Origin of the sequence: Mesorhizobium sp. ES1-6, assembly GCF_020164775.1 — a bacterium.
Taxonomy (GTDB): domain Bacteria; phylum Pseudomonadota; class Alphaproteobacteria; order Rhizobiales; family Rhizobiaceae; genus Mesorhizobium.
Genome location: NZ_JAIUGU010000001.1, coordinates 706,078 through 721,061, shown reverse-complemented (window position 1 = coordinate 721,061; position 14,984 = coordinate 706,078). Strand labels below are relative to the sequence as shown.

13 protein-coding genes and 1 riboswitch are annotated in these 14,984 nt (G+C 64.3%); of the genes, 10 read left to right on the top strand and 3 right to left on the bottom strand.

The annotated features are described in order from the left end of the window. Window positions 1-173 precede the first annotated feature (173 nt). The 10 genes from cpaB (at window position 174) to LB564_RS03660 (ending at window position 10,339) form a co-directional block, all read left to right on the top strand. Entirely contained in the window at window positions 174-1,100 is a 927-nt protein-coding gene (gene cpaB, locus LB564_RS03705; RefSeq protein ID WP_318012758.1) for a Flp pilus assembly protein CpaB, read from the top strand. A 30-nt stretch (window positions 1,101-1,130) separates the two neighbouring features. Further along, window positions 1,131-2,576 carry a type II and III secretion system protein family protein gene (locus tag LB564_RS03700; protein ID WP_224535023.1) on the top strand — a complete coding sequence of 482 codons (1,446 nt, stop codon included), beginning with the start codon at window positions 1,131-1,133 and terminating at the stop codon, window positions 2,574-2,576. Between the two features lie 4 nt (window positions 2,577-2,580). Beyond that, on the top strand, window positions 2,581-2,850 hold the full coding sequence (locus LB564_RS03695) for a hypothetical protein (protein WP_140701552.1): 270 nt from the start codon (window positions 2,581-2,583) through the stop codon (window positions 2,848-2,850). Window positions 2,851-2,883: 33 nt separating this feature from the next. Then, window positions 2,884-4,092: a CpaE family protein gene (locus tag LB564_RS03690; protein WP_224535022.1), complete on the top strand. Its 1,209-nt coding sequence runs from the start codon at window positions 2,884-2,886 to the stop codon at window positions 4,090-4,092. Further along, entirely contained in the window at window positions 4,089-5,510 is a 1,422-nt protein-coding gene (locus tag LB564_RS03685) for a CpaF family protein (RefSeq protein ID WP_140701550.1), read from the top strand. Before LB564_RS03690 ends, LB564_RS03685 begins: the two co-directional genes overlap by 4 nt. Window positions 5,511-5,514: 4 nt before the next feature. Beyond that, window positions 5,515-6,480 (top strand): type II secretion system F family protein, encoded by a 966-nt coding sequence (locus LB564_RS03680; RefSeq protein WP_140701549.1) that lies wholly within the window; start codon window positions 5,515-5,517, stop codon window positions 6,478-6,480. A 1-nt stretch (window position 6,481) separates the two neighbouring features. Next, complete coding sequence (locus tag LB564_RS03675) at window positions 6,482-7,444, top strand: type II secretion system F family protein (protein ID WP_140701548.1); 963 nt, start codon at window positions 6,482-6,484, stop codon at window positions 7,442-7,444. Between the two features lie 79 nt (window positions 7,445-7,523). Continuing rightward, on the top strand, window positions 7,524-8,357 hold the full coding sequence (locus LB564_RS03670) for a hypothetical protein (RefSeq protein WP_224535020.1): 834 nt from the start codon (window positions 7,524-7,526) through the stop codon (window positions 8,355-8,357). A gap of 165 nt (window positions 8,358-8,522) precedes the next feature. After that, complete coding sequence (locus LB564_RS03665) at window positions 8,523-8,996, top strand: hypothetical protein (protein ID WP_140701547.1); 474 nt, start codon at window positions 8,523-8,525, stop codon at window positions 8,994-8,996. Window positions 8,997-9,163: 167 nt separating this feature from the next. Continuing rightward, window positions 9,164-10,339 (top strand): GGDEF domain-containing protein, encoded by a 1,176-nt coding sequence (locus tag LB564_RS03660; protein ID WP_224535018.1) that lies wholly within the window; start codon window positions 9,164-9,166, stop codon window positions 10,337-10,339. On the opposite strand, the gene gcvP is transcribed toward LB564_RS03660, so the two are convergent. From gcvP to gcvT, 3 genes are read right to left on the bottom strand one after another with little or no spacing between them, the layout of a single operon-like run. Further along, window positions 10,340-13,150 (bottom strand): aminomethyl-transferring glycine dehydrogenase, encoded by a 2,811-nt coding sequence (gene gcvP, locus LB564_RS03655; RefSeq protein WP_224535016.1) that lies wholly within the window; start codon window positions 13,148-13,150, stop codon window positions 10,340-10,342. A gap of 17 nt (window positions 13,151-13,167) precedes the next feature. Further along, window positions 13,168-13,536 carry a glycine cleavage system protein GcvH gene (gene gcvH, locus LB564_RS03650; protein WP_140701544.1) on the bottom strand — a complete coding sequence of 123 codons (369 nt, stop codon included), beginning with the start codon at window positions 13,534-13,536 and terminating at the stop codon, window positions 13,168-13,170. 5 nt (window positions 13,537-13,541) lie between these two features. Further along, on the bottom strand, window positions 13,542-14,642 hold the full coding sequence (gene gcvT / locus LB564_RS03645; RefSeq protein ID WP_224535014.1) for a glycine cleavage system aminomethyltransferase GcvT: 1,101 nt from the start codon (window positions 14,640-14,642) through the stop codon (window positions 13,542-13,544). Between the two features lie 149 nt (window positions 14,643-14,791). Further along, window positions 14,792-14,878, bottom strand: a riboswitch (glycine riboswitch). Between the last annotated feature and the right edge of the window lie 106 nt (window positions 14,879-14,984).

The window sequence follows — 14,984 nt, the reverse complement described above, 5'->3', positions numbered from 1 at the left end:
ACGGAGGTTCCTGTTACGTTCGGGGATTTAACCCCCTCTTATCCTAAAACCATTCGATAACCAAGCCGGCGGAAATCGGGCGTACCGGCGGCCGCAAGATTCCTGATTCTTTAACAATGCGGCCTAGCGTGAGCCCAACATAACAAGAAACGACGGGCATCAGGGGTTTCGGCGTGAGGGGCAAGGCCATAACGATGATCGGCATCGCCGCCGTTTTCGGCGCGATCTCGATCTTTGCCGCGGATTTCTGGGTCAAGAGCCAGGCCAAGGCGGACGCCGAGGAGAAAACGGCTTCGATCGCCGCTCCGGCCGCACCCAGGATCGACTTCAAGACGATCGTGGTGGCGAGCGCGCCGTTGCGTTACGGCATGGAGCTCGACCGCGCCAAGCTCAGCGAGATCCCATGGCCGCAGGATTCCCTACCGCAGGGCGCCTTTGCCACCATCGATGGGTTGCTGGGCGAGGGTGGCCGGGTCGTGCTGTCGCCGATCGACGTCAACGAGCCGGTGCTGCTCACCAAGCTGTCGGGACCGAACGGCCGCGCGACGCTGTCCAACATGCTGACGCCGGGAATGCGGGCGGTTACCATCCGCACCGACGAGATCGCCGGCGTCGGCGGCTTCGTAACGCCGGGCGACCGTGTCGATGTCGTGCTGACCCGTGACGCCGGCGAAATCCAGGAAGTCGCCAAGAACGCGCAAGGGGCGTCCGGTTCGACCATCACCTCGGAGATCGTCGTTGCCGATGCCAAGGTGCTGAGCGTCGGGCAGGGCGCCGACGAGCGCCAGACGACGCCGCAGGTGGCCAATTCCGTGACCCTGGAGGTGACGACCGAAGGCGCGCAGAAAGTGGCGCTGGCGCGCACCGTCGGTACGCTGTCGCTCTCGCTGCGCTCGGCCAGCGAAGGCGGGGACGGCAAGAACGGCGTCACCACCATCTCATCCTTCGGCGGATCGGTGGCTTCCAAGACCCAGGCCGCGGCCGGCTCCTTGTTCGATGCTATCGCCAAGGAGCCGGAGAAGCCGAAATTCAAGACGGTTATCGTGACACGGGGCACGCAGGCCGAGGAATATCAGGTTCCTTCGCGGGACCAGAAGTAAGGACCGGTGGGGACCGGGCGGGACGGGATCATGGTGATGCATACGCACTATCGAATGACGGGTCGGTTGCGTTTCGTGCGCGCTCTGGCGGTGGCGGTTTGCCTGGCCGCGAGCGGCATGCTTGCATTCGCCGGCGCGGCCAAGGCGGACAACGACATCGTCTATGTCTCGTCGACCAAGAACGCCTCGATCAAGGTCGCCAAGGGCAAGCCCAAGACGATCATGACGAGCGCCGCCTTCTACCAGATCGTCATCGGCGATCCGGAGATCGCCAACGTCAATCCGCTGACCGACAAATCCTTCTATGTGCTGGGCAATAATCTCGGCACCACCGGCATCGCGCTGTTCGACCAGAACAAGCAGCTTGTCGGCACCGTCGACATCGAAGTGACGCTCGACACCGACCAATTGGCCAGTACCATCCGTGCCAGCGTGCCTGACGCCAAGATCAAGGTCGGCTCGGCCAATGGCCGTGTCGTGCTTTCGGGCGAGGCCGATGACGCCGTCGCCGCCGAAAAGGCAAACAAGATCGCCACCCGCTTCTCCGGTAATGAGGAGGTGATCAATTCGGTCAATATCTCCTCGTCGCAGCAGGTCCAGCTTAATGTCCGCTTCGTCGAGATCAATCGCCAGGCCGGGCAGGACCTGGGCGCGAAATACAGCGCCAATTTCGCTTACGGCTTCGGCGGTCGCGATGTCTCTCTCGATCCGGGCACGGTGCCGGGGGCAGGGACCGGTGAAGCCATAGGCCGGCTGCTGTCCAACGGCGTTTCGATCGATATCGCGATCAAGGCGCTGGAGGAGCGCGGCCTTGCCCGAAGGCTGGCGGAACCGAACCTCATCGCGCGGTCCGGCGAAACGGCGAGCTTCCTTGCCGGCGGCGAATTCCCGATCCCGGTTTCGGAGGACAATGGCAAGATCTCCGTCAGCTACAAGAAATACGGCGTCAGCCTGGATTTCACGCCGACCGTGCTGAAGGACGGGCTGGTGAGCCTCGACATCGCGCCGGAAGTTTCCTCGATCGACGCGTCGGCATCCTACAATATCGGCAGCATCTCGGTGCCGGGCTTCATCGTGCGCCGCGCCAAGACCTCGGTCGACCTGAAGAACGGCCAGAGCTTCATGATTGCCGGGCTGCTGCAGTCGCAGAACGACATCACCACATCGCGCATTCCGGGCCTCGGCAAGATGCCCGTGCTTGGGGCGCTGTTCTCGTCGAAATCCTACCAGCGGCGCGAGACCGACCTGGTCATCATCGTTACGCCCTATCTGGTCAAGCCGGTCGATCCGTCGAAGAAAATGGCCGAGCCGACCGATGGGACGCAGCCCGCCAGCAATGCCGACTATTTCCTCAACAACACCGAGGAGGTGAAGGGGGCGGACACCAACCGTGCGCTGGCATTGGCCGACGGCGGCGCCGCGCGGGGCGCTTCCGCCACCAAGGTCGGTCATTTCCTCGACCTGCCGAAGGACTGAAGCCATGCGTCTGATCCTGAGATCGAGCATCGCCCTGCTTCTTGCCGGCCTGGCAAGCGGCTGCACCAGTGACGACTACCTGCGCAGCGAAGGGGTGACGTCCGGCGCCGGCGAGGCGCAGGCCGCCAACACCGTCAAACAGATGGTCGATCCGTGGAAGTACGGCGTCCAGAACACCAGGCTTCTCGTGCCTGCCAAGCGCGGGACCGCCGGGCCGGTCACTCCCGATCAGGCGGCCGGTGCCAAGGCAGCGCAAACGACCACGGGCAACTGATCCAGACGGCGATCGACCTCACAGGCGGCGAGAATGGCAAACAGCACCAAGAAGATCCTGCTCATATCGACAGACCGGACATTCGCGCAGGACACGAAGACGGCCTTTGCCGCCTCCGAGATCATCCAGATCGTGACGGTGGAGAAGAGCATCACCGAGCTGCGCGGCGAGGTCCAGGAGGCCGAGTTCGGCGTCGTCATCGTCGACATGGACGCGGCGAAACTGGAAGAAATCGAGTCACTGCAGCGTGTCATGCGCCGGCTCGAGGGCAAGGCGCCCGTGGTCGTCGTCACCCAGGAGTTCAACGCCGCCGCCGTGCGCATCCTGGTGCAGCTCAAGGTCGCCGACTTCCTGGTCAAGCCGATCACCACCGCCGATCTCGTGCGTTCGGTCGTGCGGGCGTTGCAGGGACCCGGGCGCGAGGAAAACACCGAGTCGCAGATCTATACCTTCATGCCCGCCGCCGGCGGCGTCGGGACCACGACACTGGCGCTGCAGACGGCGTTCCAGCTGCACCACTCGGTGACGCGCGGCGCGTCGACCTGCGTGGTCGACCTCAATTTCCAGCAGGGTGCCTGCGCCGAATATCTCGATCTGGAGCCGCGTTTCGATATCACCGAAATCGAGAACCAGCCCGAGCGCCTCGACCGGCAACTGCTCGATGTCATGCTGTCCAAGCACGCCAGCGGCCTTTGCGTGCTGGCGGCGCCCGCGCATCCGGCCGAGATGCGCTCGTTCAAGACCGATGTCGTTGTGCGCATGCTGGACCTCGTTTCGGCCTATTTCGACAATGTCGTCATCGATATGCCGCGCACCTGGTTTCCGTGGACGGAGACGGTGCTGCTCGGTTCCAACAAGCTCTACATCGTTGCCGAAATGACGGTGCCGTGTCTGCGCCACACGCAGCGGCTGATCCAGGCCGTCTACGAGACCGCCGGCAAGGAAGTGAAGCCGAACGTGATCGTCAATCGTTTCGAGCAGAAGATGTTCGACAACGGCATCAAGCAGGCGGATGTCCAGGAAATCCTCGGTGAGCATTTTGTCGGCGGCATCGCCAACAACTACCGGCTGGTGCGCGAAGCGGTCGACCGCGGCGTGCCGTTGCACGAGATCGATCCTAACGCCAATGTCGTCAACGACCTGAAGAGGATCATTCTTCCGGAAGAGGCGGTGGCGACCGCGAGCAAGTCGAAGTCGCTGTTCGGTCTCGGCAGGGGCCTCCTGAAGAGGAAAGCCGGATGACCAGCCGTTTTTCGACCCTGCAGAACCGCGATGCGCGTCCTCAACGTCCGGCGGAATCGACGCCGGTCGCGCATCATGCGGTGGTCATCCCGACCAGCCGAAAAGTCTTGCCGGCGAAGCCGGAAGCCGCACCGGCAAAGAACGCCAACAAGGTGCTCGATGCCCGCGTGCGCATCCACCGGATGCTGCTCGAGGAGATCAACCTCGTCGCACTGGAGCGCTTGCCCAAGGACGAGATGCGCCGGCAGGTGCATGATTTCGTCTCGGAAAAGACCCGCCAGGAGCGGATGGCGATCAACACCGCCGAACTCGACGCGCTGGTCGACGACATCGTCGACGAAATGGTCGGCCTCGGCCCGCTCGAACCGCTGCTCAAGGATCCCGACATCAACGATATCCTGATCAACGGCCACCAGAACTGTTTCGTGGAAAAGAAAGGCAAGCTGCAGCAGGTCCATATCCCGTTCAAGGACGAGGCGCATCTGCTCCGGATCGTCAACAAGATCGTCGCCGCCGTTGGCCGCCGCGTCGACGAATCGCAGCCGATGGTCGACGCGCGCATGCTGGATGGCTCGCGCTTCAACGCGGCCATCCGCCCGGTGGCCGTCGACGGCCCGCTGGTATCGATCCGCAAATTCTCCAAGAACAAGCTTGGCCTGCACAGGCTGGTCGAATTCGGCGCCATCACGCAGAACATGGCCGAGGTGCTGGCGGCGGCCGTCCATGCCCGCAAGACGACGATCATTTCGGGCGGCACCGGCACCGGCAAGACGACGATGCTCAACGCGCTGTCGGCCTTCATCCCGGAAGACGAGCGGCTGATCACCATCGAGGACGCGGCGGAACTTCAATTGCAGCAGCCGCATGTCGCGCGCATGGAGACGCGCCCCGCCAACATCGAGGGCCATGGCGAGCTGAAGCAGCGCGACCTGGTCAAGAACGCGCTGCGCATGCGCCCCGACCGCGTCATCCTCGGCGAGTGCCGCGGCGAGGAGGCATTCGACATGCTGCAGGCGATGAACACCGGCCATGAAGGGTCGATGGCGACCATCCACGCCAATACGCCGCGTGACTGCATTTCGCGCCTGGAGCAGATGCTGGGCATGACCGGCATGCCGATGACGGTGCAGTCGATCCGCAGCCAGATCGCCAGCGCCATCGACATCATCGTCCAGCTGACCCGGCTTTCGGACGGCAAGCGCAAGGTGACCAGTGTCGCCGAGGTGACCGGCATGGAAGGCGATGTCATCCAGATGCAGGAGATATTCCGCTTCGTACGCACCGGTATGGAGGCCGACGGCAAGATCCTCGGTTATTACGAGGCGACCGGCATAAGGCCGCGTTTCCTGGAGGATCTGCGCGCCATGGGCATCGAGTTTCCAGGACGCTATTTCGAACCCGGCCGGCCGCAGGAGTAGCCGGATGTTCGACGGGTTCAGCGCGATCTATGTCGTCTATGCCGGAGCCGCGCTGACCGGCATCATGATCGCCGAGGCCGCCTATCTGCTCTACGCCGGCCGCAGCGACAAACGCACCGCCATCAACCGGCGCATGAAGTTGCGGGAAAACAAGATCAGCCAGGAACAGGTGCTGATCCAGCTGCGCAAGGAGCGCGGCCTCGATGCCGGCACCCCGCTGTTTTCTCCCGACCGGTTCCGGGCGCTGCGCACGCAGTCGGGAATGATCATGCCGCTGTCGAAATTCCTGATGATCACCTGCGGCGTGGCGATGGCCGCGACCCTGTTCGCGATCTCGCGCGGCTTGCCGCTGTTGATGGGGCTCATCCTTTTTGTCGTGCTGGCGCCGTTGCTGCCGGTCATGGCGATGCGCTCCATGCGCAAGCGCCGGCTCAAGCGTTTCGGCATGCAGTTGCCGGAGGCGCTGGAGCTGATCACGCGCGGCCTCAAGGCCGGTCATCCGGTACCGGTGGCTATTGCCATGGTGTCGCGTGAGATGCCCGATCCGATCGGCACCGAATTCGGCGTCATCGCCGACGAGGTGACCTATGGTTCCGACCTGGTCTCGGCATTGAATTCGTTGTTCGACAGGGTCGGCCACGAAGACCTGCCGCTGTTCGTCACCGCCGTGTCGATCCAGACCAGCTCCGGCGGCAATTTGCGCGAAATCCTTGATGGGCTGTCCACGACGATCCGCGAACGCGGCAAGCTGCGCCGCAAGGTGCGCGCGATTTCGACGGAGGGCCGGCTGTCGGCCTACATTTTGACGGCCGTGCCACTGCTGCTGTTCACCGCCATCATGGCCATGATGCCGGGATATTACAGCGACGTCTGGGGCGTGCCGAAGACATGGTACATGATCGGCGGCTCGGTTACCTGGCTGATGCTGGGCAATCTGATCATGTTCAAAATGTCGAACTTCAAGTTCTGACATGCAAAGCGTCGTTGAATTCCTCGCCTCGCTCGCGCCGACGTCGCTGATGCCGGTGGCTGTCTTGCTGCTGGCCGTGGGCGCTGCCGCGTTTGCCTGGCCGATGGTCGTGGCAAAGGGCGACCGCAATGAAGTCAAGCGGCGGCTCAAGGTAGACCACGGTCCGGTGGTGGCCAAACCCGAACCGGTGCAGAAGAAGAATAGCGGCGTCGTGCGCGAAAAAGCGGTGAAGCGGGCGCAGGAGTTCTATGCCAAGAGCGATCCCGAGAATGTCGCCCGCCTGCGTTTGAAGCTCATCCAGGCAGGCTACATGGAGCCGCGCGCCGTCGGCATGTTCTTCCTCATCCGGTTCACGGCGATGATCGGCACGGCGATCGGAGTCTTCGTGCTCAACCGGTGGATGGCCAGCCCGGACGCGACCATGACCAGCCGGTGGACCTTCATCATCCTGTCGGGCGCTGCCGGCTACTTCCTGCCGGGTCTGGTGCTGACCCAGAAGGTGCGGGAAAAGATGCGCGAATACCGCAACGGCTTTCCCGATTTCATGGACTTGATGATCGTCTGCTCCGATGCTGGCATGAGCATGGAAGCGGGCGTCGAGCGGGTTTCGAAGGAACTCGCCAAGACTTATCCGTCGCTCAGCCAGAATTTGCAGCTCGTGTCGCTCGAGCTTCGGGCCGGGCGCAGCCTCGACGACGCGCTGAAGGCGCTGGCCGATCGCCTCAGCCTGGACGAGGTGCGCTCCTTCGCCACGCTCCTGCAGCAGTCGAAGGAACTCGGCACCAGCCTGTCGGGCGCGCTCAGGGTGTTTTCGGACGAGATGCGCCACAAGCGCATGTCGCTGGCCGAGGAGAAAGCGCATGCTTTGCCGGCAAAGATGTCCGTGCCGGTGGTGGTCTGCATCCTGCCGGTGGTGCTGATGATCGCGGTCATTCCGATCATCGTCAAACTGACGGGCCACTAAGGCGCGCCGCGTCCAGACGGATTTAAACGTTCCGTCGACGTGGTACATCGGGATCCCAGAAGCAAATTGTGAGAAGCCCATGCGCATTCTGTTGCCCGCCCTTTTGCTGGGCCTCGCCGCGGCGAGCTTGTCGCCCACCAAGGCCGAGGCTGGCGATTGCGGCGATGCCGCCGCATTGGTGCAGCAGGCCTATCCGAAGGCGCGAAAGAGCGCTGACGGTGCCTCATTCACGCTCGAGCCCCATACCAGCATCTCCTTGGCGCCTCCGGACAGCGATTCGCCATTCGGCCTGGTCTGCAAGGTCTGGCCCGCGCATGACGATCTGTTGCTGGTCGCGGTGCCGCTGACCGACAGCGCCCAATCCAGCGACGACGGGCATGTTGGCGATATCGAGCTTCTGGTCGTCGACAGTAAGAGCATGCAGGTGCGCCAGCGCCTGCTGCAGCCCCGGCTGATGACCGATGATGCCATCGCCATCCGCAAGATCGAATTCGATACCGGCCGCTACGGGTTGGCGCCCGGTGTCGCCGCCTTCGGCCTGCGTATCGAGATGGCAAATCACTCGCAGGCCAATCCGTTCAGCGAAACCGACCTGCGGCTCTATGCCGTCGCCGGCGACGCGCTGCGCATGGTGCTCGATGGTCTTGTCGTTGCCGGCAATGGCGGCGAAGGCGATACCAATTGCGCGGGATCCTTTCATTCCAGTCGGGTCAGCCTGGCAATGAGTTCGGCGCGTCACCACGGCTATCGCGACATCACCGCGGTCGAACGGACGGATACCGACGAGCCGTCCCCCGACCAGGATGGCGAGTGCCAGTCCCATCCCGGCAAGTCTGTGAAGCGGACCTACCGGCTGCGCTATGATGGCAGCCGCTATCCGGTTCCGGCTGCGCTCAAGGCCATGGGGCAGTGAGAATGCCGCTCGTATCCGGCGGGATCGAGGCGCCGCGGCGCCGGTGGTTAATGGCCGGTATCGCGGAAACCAAATCTTAGCCGCATTTCGGCACCGAAGCTTAATGGCTGTGCTGTAGTGTCTTTGCCAGAGAACGACCCGGCAAATCGGGCGACGGGGCAGGGCATGCGTCAGACGAATTTTTCGGCGGTGGCCACGATGGCCGCCGTCCTGATGATCACCGGGTGCACGACGAACAGCAACGTCGACACGACCAAGACCACCGCCATTCAACCAGCTGCCAAGGAGGTCGCCACGTCCGACCTGGCGGAAGGCAAGGCACAGTTTCGCGACGCCAATTACGGTCTTGCCGAACAGCATTTCCGCAAGGCCGTCGAGCTGAAGGCCGACAATGCGGAGGCCTGGATGGGGCTTGCCGCGTCCTATGACGAACTCGGCCGCTTCGACTTCGCCGACCGCGCCTATGGTCAGCTGCTGAAGGTCGCCGGCCGCAAACCGCGGATCGTCAACAATATGGGCTATTCCCAACTGTTGCGCGGCAACAAGAAGAAGGCCCGGTCGCTGCTGCTGGAAGCCAGGGCCGGCATGGCCGATCCCACCGTCGTCGACGCCAATCTTGCCTTGTTGAACAAGGGCTGACGTCAGCCCCGTTCCCGCCATGGTGCGGTTTCGGCACAGGGGGCATCGACGCTTTGTAAACCCTATCCGCAGGTTCGGTCGGGAGATCGCCTGAAAACCATGTCCGAGGGCTGCCGCTGACCTAGAATGCGGCGCAACCGCCGACGTTCGAGAGGCCCCCGCCCGATATGCTGGATTTCAGTTCGCTCCTGCTCGCAGCCGCGCTGTCGGGCACCTGTCTGGCCGCCACCATGTTTGCGATCTGGTTCACCGCGCCGCGGGCACGCTTCGTGCTGACGGTGGCATGCGGCATTCTCGTGCTCGTCGCGCATGTGATCGTCTTCTGGCGCTACACCAGGGAGCCCGATCCACTGCTTTGCCAAATGGCACTGGCGCTGCTCAGCCTGGGCTTCCTGATCATCTGCATTTCGGCCATGCAATATCTCGGTGTCCCGGACCACAGGCGCGCGATCGCGCCGACATTTGCCGCCATGGCTGTCTGCGCGGCCGTGACCTTCATGGGCCTTGACGGTATCGGCTTCGTGATCACCTACGCGACGGTCACCGCGCTGCTCTCGACGATCGGGGCCATGTTCTGGATCAATGGCAGTCACGATCGCCGCATCCTGCTGGTCGTTTCGTTCCTGAGCGGCAGCTGTGCGCTTTCGTTTGCCCTTTGCGGCGTGGTCCTGATGGCCAATGGGCAGTGGACGCTCGGCGTGGCGCCCGACAACTGGGCTGAACGCCTCAACTCGGTCGTGGCGGTGGCCTGCATGACGGGCCTCGGCGCCTTGACGCTCTCGCTTCATCATTTGCAGGCGCAGATCGAACTCAAGGCCGAGACCATGACCGATCCGTTGACCGGCCTGATGAACCGTCGGGGTCTGACGTCGCTTTACGGCGAGCGCACCTTCGGTCCGTTCATGGCGATCGTCATGTTCGACCTCGATCACTTCAAGTGCACCAACGACATCTATGGACACCCGGTCGGGGACCAGGTCCTGTGCCGCTTCGCCGCCGTCATCCGGAAATATGCCAGGACCGGGGTCGACGCCTTTCGCCTGGGTGGCGAGGAGTTCGCGATCGTCATGTCGCGCATGACGGAAGAGCGCGCCCATGATCTCGCCAGCAAGATCGGCGTTGCCTTCGGCACGGAAGTCGTGCCCACCCCGCTCGGCCCCTTGCGCAGCACGGTCAGCGGCGGGATCGGGTTCGGCGAGACCGACGGCAGCACCCTCGACGAGGTGCTGGCCAGGGCCGACGCCACGCTCTACGCCGCCAAGCGCGCGGGGCGAAATTGCGTCATCGGCCGCAAAAGGCCGGGCAAGGCCGACCCGGTCAAGCCGGCCTTGCGCTCCGCATAGCTATTCGGCCGCACCGAGATAGTCGGACAGCGGCGGGCAGGAGCAGACCAGGTTGCGGTCTCCCGCGACATTGTCGATGCGCGATACCGGCGGCCAGTACTTTGCCGCCGTGTCGGCGTCGCCGGCGGGATAGGCCGCCTCCATGCGCGAGTATGGATGGGTCCATTGACCGGCCAGCGCCTCGGCCGAAGTGTGCGGCGCGTTGACCAGCGGATTGTCGGCCAAGGGCCATTCGCCTTTGGCGACTTTCGCCGCCTCTCCGGCAATGGCGATCATGGCCTCGCAGAAACGGTCCAGCTCGCGCTTGGGCTCGGACTCGGTCGGCTCGACCATCAGCGTGCCGGCGACCGGGAACGACATGGTCGGCGCGTGGAAACCGTAGTCGATCAGGCGCTTGGCGATGTCCTCGACACCGATGCCGGCGCTCTCCTTCAGCACGCGGGTATCGAGGATGCATTCATGGGCGACGCGGTCGCTCCTGCCTTTGTAAAGCAGCGGGAAATGCTGCGCGAGGCGCGTCGCCACGTAGTTGGCCGAAACGATCGCCGTCTCGGTCGCCTGCTTGAGGCCGGAAGCGCCCATCATGCGGATGTACATCCAGGTGATCGGCAGGATGGAAGCGCTGCCGAAGGGGGCGGCGGCCACGGCGTGCGCCGAGCCCTCGGTGACATGACCGGGCAGATAGGGCTTCAGATGCGCCCTGACGCCGATCGGACCGACGCCCGGTCCGCCGCCGCCATGCGGGATACAGAAGGTCTTGTGCAGGTTCATGTGGCAGACGTCGGCGCCGATGTCGCCGGGACGGGCAAGTCCGACAAGGGCGTTGAGGTTGGCGCCATCGAAATAGACCTGGCCGCCATGCTCATGGATGAGCGCGCAGAGATGGCGCGCGCCTTCCTCGTAGACGCCATGCGTCGAGGGATAGGTGAACATCAGCGCCGCGAGGTTCTTGGAGTGCTCGTTGGCCTTGGCCCGCATATCGTCCATGTCGATGTTGCCGTCTTCCAGGCAGCGCACGACGACGACGCTCATGCCGGCCATCGCGGCACTCGCCGGGTTGGTGCCATGCGCGGAAGAGGGGATCAGGCAGACGGTGCGATGGCCTTCACCGCGCGAGCGGTGATAGGCGCGGATGGTCAGCAACCCGGCATATTCACCCTGGCTTCCGGCATTGGGCTGCACGGTTACCGCGTCGAAACCGGTGATCTCCGCCAGCCAGCCTTCCAGTTCGCCGATCATGGCGCGATAGCCGGCCGAATGGCTGGCCGGCGCGAAGGGATGCAGGTTTGCGATGCTTGGCCAGCTCACCGGCATCATTTCCGCCGCGGCGTTGAGCTTCATGGTGCAGGAGCCCAGCGGGATCATGGCGCGGTCGAGCGCCAGGTCCTTGTCGGCCAGCCGGCGCAGGAAGCGCATCATCTCGGTTTCCGACTTGTTCTCGTGGAAGACCGGCTGGGTCAAAAACTCCTTGCCGCGCGGCTTGCCGGGCACCGTGCTGTCGGAGGACGAAGCAGCCGTGGCGCCGAACAGGGCCGCGATCGCGTCGAGATCGGCATCGGTCGAGGTCTCGTCGAAACTGATGCCGACATGATCGGCGTCGAGCACACGCAGCAGCCGGCCGGTTTTTTCGGCGGCGGCCGCGATCTGGGTGGCCTTGCCCTTCGCCTCCACCGTCACCGTGTCGAAGCGGCTGGAGCCGAGCACCGGTACGTCCGCCGCATCGAGGCCGCTTGCCAGGCGATTGGCCAGCGCATGGATGCGCCCGGCGATCGCCTGCAGGCCGGCGGGGCCGTGCCAGATGGCGTAGGCGGTCGCCATATTGGCGAGCAGCGCCTGCGCGGTGCAGATATTGGACGTCGCCTTGTCGCGGCGGATGTGCTGCTCGCGCGTCTGCAAGGCGAGGCGGTAGCCCGGCCGGCCCTTGCTGTCGGTCGACTGGCCGACAAGGCGGCCCGGCATCAGCCGCGTCAGCTTGTCGGAGACGGCGCAATAGGCGGCATGGGGGCCGCCAAAGCCCATCGGCACGCCAAAGCGCTGCATCGGTCCGACGGCGATGTCCGCGCCAAGCTTTGCCGGAGCATCGGTCAGCGTCAGGCCAAGCGGGTCGGCGATGAAGACGACCAGCGCGCCGGCGGCGCGAGCCCTGGCGATCGCCGCCTTGTGGTCGCCATAGACGCCAAACGTGTCAGGCCAGGAGACGAGCAAGGCGGCGGTGTTGTCGTCGATCTCCTCGCCGTCGATCTCGATGCCGAGCGGCTCGGCGCGGGTGCGCACCACGTCCAGCGTCTGCGGGTGCGGCGTGCCGGCAAGCGCCACCTTGGTGCGCTTGTCGCGATGGTGGCGAAGCGCAATGCCGACCGCTTCGGCGACCGCGGTCGCCTCGTCGAGCAGCGAAGCCGACGCCACCGGCAGGCCGGTCAGTTCCGCGACCAGCGTCTGGAAGTTGAACAGCATTTCGAGCCGGCCCTGGCTGATCTCGGCCTGGTAGGGCGTGTAGGCGGTGTACCAGGCCGGATTCTCGAACAGATTGCGCTGGATCACCGGCGGCACGTGGACGCCGTGGTAACCGGCGCCGATGAAGCTCTTCAGCACAATGTTCTTCGCCATGGTCGCGGACAACTCGGCGAGCGCTTCGGCTTCGCTCGCCGGTGCCGGCAGGGCCAGCGGCTGGTCGAGGCGGATCGATCTCGGCACGGCCTGACTGATCAGCGTCTCCACCGAGGGAACACCGATGACGGCGAGCATGGCTCTGACATCGGCAAGGCCGGGTCCGATGTGGCGGGCCGAGAAGGGGTAGGGTGTAGCGGTCATGTCGATGCGTCCTGATATCAGCCGATATGGGCTTTGTAGGCGGCCTCATCCATGAGGCTGGCGAGCTGGCTATCGTCGGCGAGCTTCATCTTCCACAGCCAGCCGGCGCCGGTCGCGGCCGAGTTGACCAGCGATGGGTCGGACGACAGCGTGCCGTTGGACTCGGTGATCTCGCCGTCGACCGGCGCGTAGACGTCCGAGGCCGCCTTGACGGATTCGACCACCACGGCGGTTTCGCCCTTGGCGAGCTTGCGGCCGGCCTCCGGCAGTTCGACGAAGACGAGATCGCCGAGCTGTTCCTGGGCGTAGTCGGTAATGCCGACGGTGGCGATGCCGCCCTCGACGCTCAGCCATTCATGATCTGACGTGAAATAGATCTTTGCCATGGGGTCTATCCTTTGCGGTAGCGATGAGGTGTGAAGGGCAGGGGATTGATATCGATGGGTATTTTCGTGCCGCGCACGTCGGCGAAAAGGCGTGTTCCGGGCTTGGCCAGCGGGGTGGCGACATAACCCATGGCGACCGGATGGCCGGCGGACGGGCCGAAGCCGCCCGAGGTGACATGGCCGGCCGGGTTGCCGTCGGCATCGAAAAGCGCCGCGCCCGCCCGTACCGGCTGGCGGCCCTCGGGTTTCAACCCGACGCGCTTTTGCGCGGGACCCCGCTCCACGACCGTGCGCAAGGCATCGGCGCCGACGAAGGTACCGGAGGCACGGATCTCTCTCGGGATCGCCCACATCAGCGCTGCCGCGGCCGGGTCGGTCTCCGGCGTGATGTCCTGGCCGTGCAGGCAAAGCCCGGCTTCCAGCCGCAGGCTGTCGCGCGCGGCAAGACCGATCCAGAGCACGCGTTCATCTTCCAGCAGCTTGGTGGCAAGGTCGCGCGCGTCGGCTTCCGGCAGGCCGATCTCGAAACCGTCCTCGCCGGTGTAACCGGAGCGGCTCATGAACCAGTTTTTTCGCGGTTCGATGCCATGCATGAACAGCAGCGAACCGGTCTCGAGGCCGGCGCGGGAAAGTGCCGCCCAGGCCTCCGGTCCCTGAATGGCGAGGAAGACACGGTCGAGCGGCTCGACCTCGGCGTCGAAATCGGTTGCCAAGGCGCGCAGGTGCTTTTCATCGGCGACAGCATTGCCGGCATTGGCGACCACCATGAAACGCTCTTCGCCGAGCCTGGTGACGATCAGGTCGTCGAGGATGCCGCCGGCCTCGTTGAGGAAGAAGCTCAGCTTGGATTGCGAGATTTCGAGCGCGCCGGCGTCAAGCGGGCAGGCGCGGTTCAACAGCGTCACCGCCTGTGGTCCGCTGACCTCGAACAGCTTCATATGCGAGATGTCGAACAGGCCCACATGTTCGCGGGTGTGCAGATGCTCTTTCATGACGCCGGCCGGATAGGTCAGCGGCATCGACCAGCCGGCAAAGGCGCCGAAGCGCGCACCGGCGGCCGCATGGATGTCTTCGAGGGGAAGGTGTTTGTCGTTGTCGCCCGTCATGTCGTCTCCAGAGTCGCACGCAATCGGCCGCTGATGGCGACCAGTCCGTGCCCCTCTGTCTGAAGCCTGAGAGACTCGCGCAGCCGGAACTCTGTCAGCGGCGCTTACACCTTCGGCGCGGGGGCAAGCCCCGACTTTCCAGAGTGTCTTTCCCGTCCACGGTTCTTTTGCCTGAGAGATTTCGGGCGATTTCCCCTTCGGCGGCAGCTCTCGCTGCTCTCTCCCGCAAACAGGTAGGACTCAAAACCTGAGTCCTCGACGCGCCATCCATAGCCCGTGCGCGACGGCTTGTCACCTGTCAGCGACATCTAAGCGCGTCTCGCACTCTAGATCTTTGTTGAT

Excerpts from the sequence above, each read along its gene's own strand:
- LB564_RS03700 (WP_224535023.1), top strand. The coding sequence starts at position 1,131 with ATGGTGATGCATACGCACTATCGAATGACGGGTCGGTTGCGTTTCGTG.
- LB564_RS03695 (WP_140701552.1), top strand. The coding sequence starts at position 2,581 with ATGCGTCTGATCCTGAGATCGAGCATCGCCCTGCTTCTTGCCGGCCTG.
- LB564_RS03690 (WP_224535022.1), top strand. The coding sequence starts at position 2,884 with ATGGCAAACAGCACCAAGAAGATCCTGCTCATATCGACAGACCGGACA.
- LB564_RS03685 (WP_140701550.1), top strand. The coding sequence starts at position 4,089 with ATGACCAGCCGTTTTTCGACCCTGCAGAACCGCGATGCGCGTCCTCAA.
- LB564_RS03680 (WP_140701549.1), top strand. The coding sequence starts at position 5,515 with ATGTTCGACGGGTTCAGCGCGATCTATGTCGTCTATGCCGGAGCCGCG.
- LB564_RS03675 (WP_140701548.1), top strand. The coding sequence starts at position 6,482 with ATGCAAAGCGTCGTTGAATTCCTCGCCTCGCTCGCGCCGACGTCGCTG.
- LB564_RS03670 (WP_224535020.1), top strand. The coding sequence starts at position 7,524 with ATGCGCATTCTGTTGCCCGCCCTTTTGCTGGGCCTCGCCGCGGCGAGC.
- LB564_RS03665 (WP_140701547.1), top strand. The coding sequence starts at position 8,523 with ATGCGTCAGACGAATTTTTCGGCGGTGGCCACGATGGCCGCCGTCCTG.
- LB564_RS03660 (WP_224535018.1), top strand. The coding sequence starts at position 9,164 with ATGCTGGATTTCAGTTCGCTCCTGCTCGCAGCCGCGCTGTCGGGCACC.
- gcvP (WP_224535016.1), bottom strand. The coding sequence starts at position 13,150 with ATGACCGCTACACCCTACCCCTTCTCGGCCCGCCACATCGGACCCGGC.
- gcvH (WP_140701544.1), bottom strand. The coding sequence starts at position 13,536 with ATGGCAAAGATCTATTTCACGTCAGATCATGAATGGCTGAGCGTCGAG.
- gcvT (WP_224535014.1), bottom strand. The coding sequence starts at position 14,642 with ATGACGGGCGACAACGACAAACACCTTCCCCTCGAAGACATCCATGCG.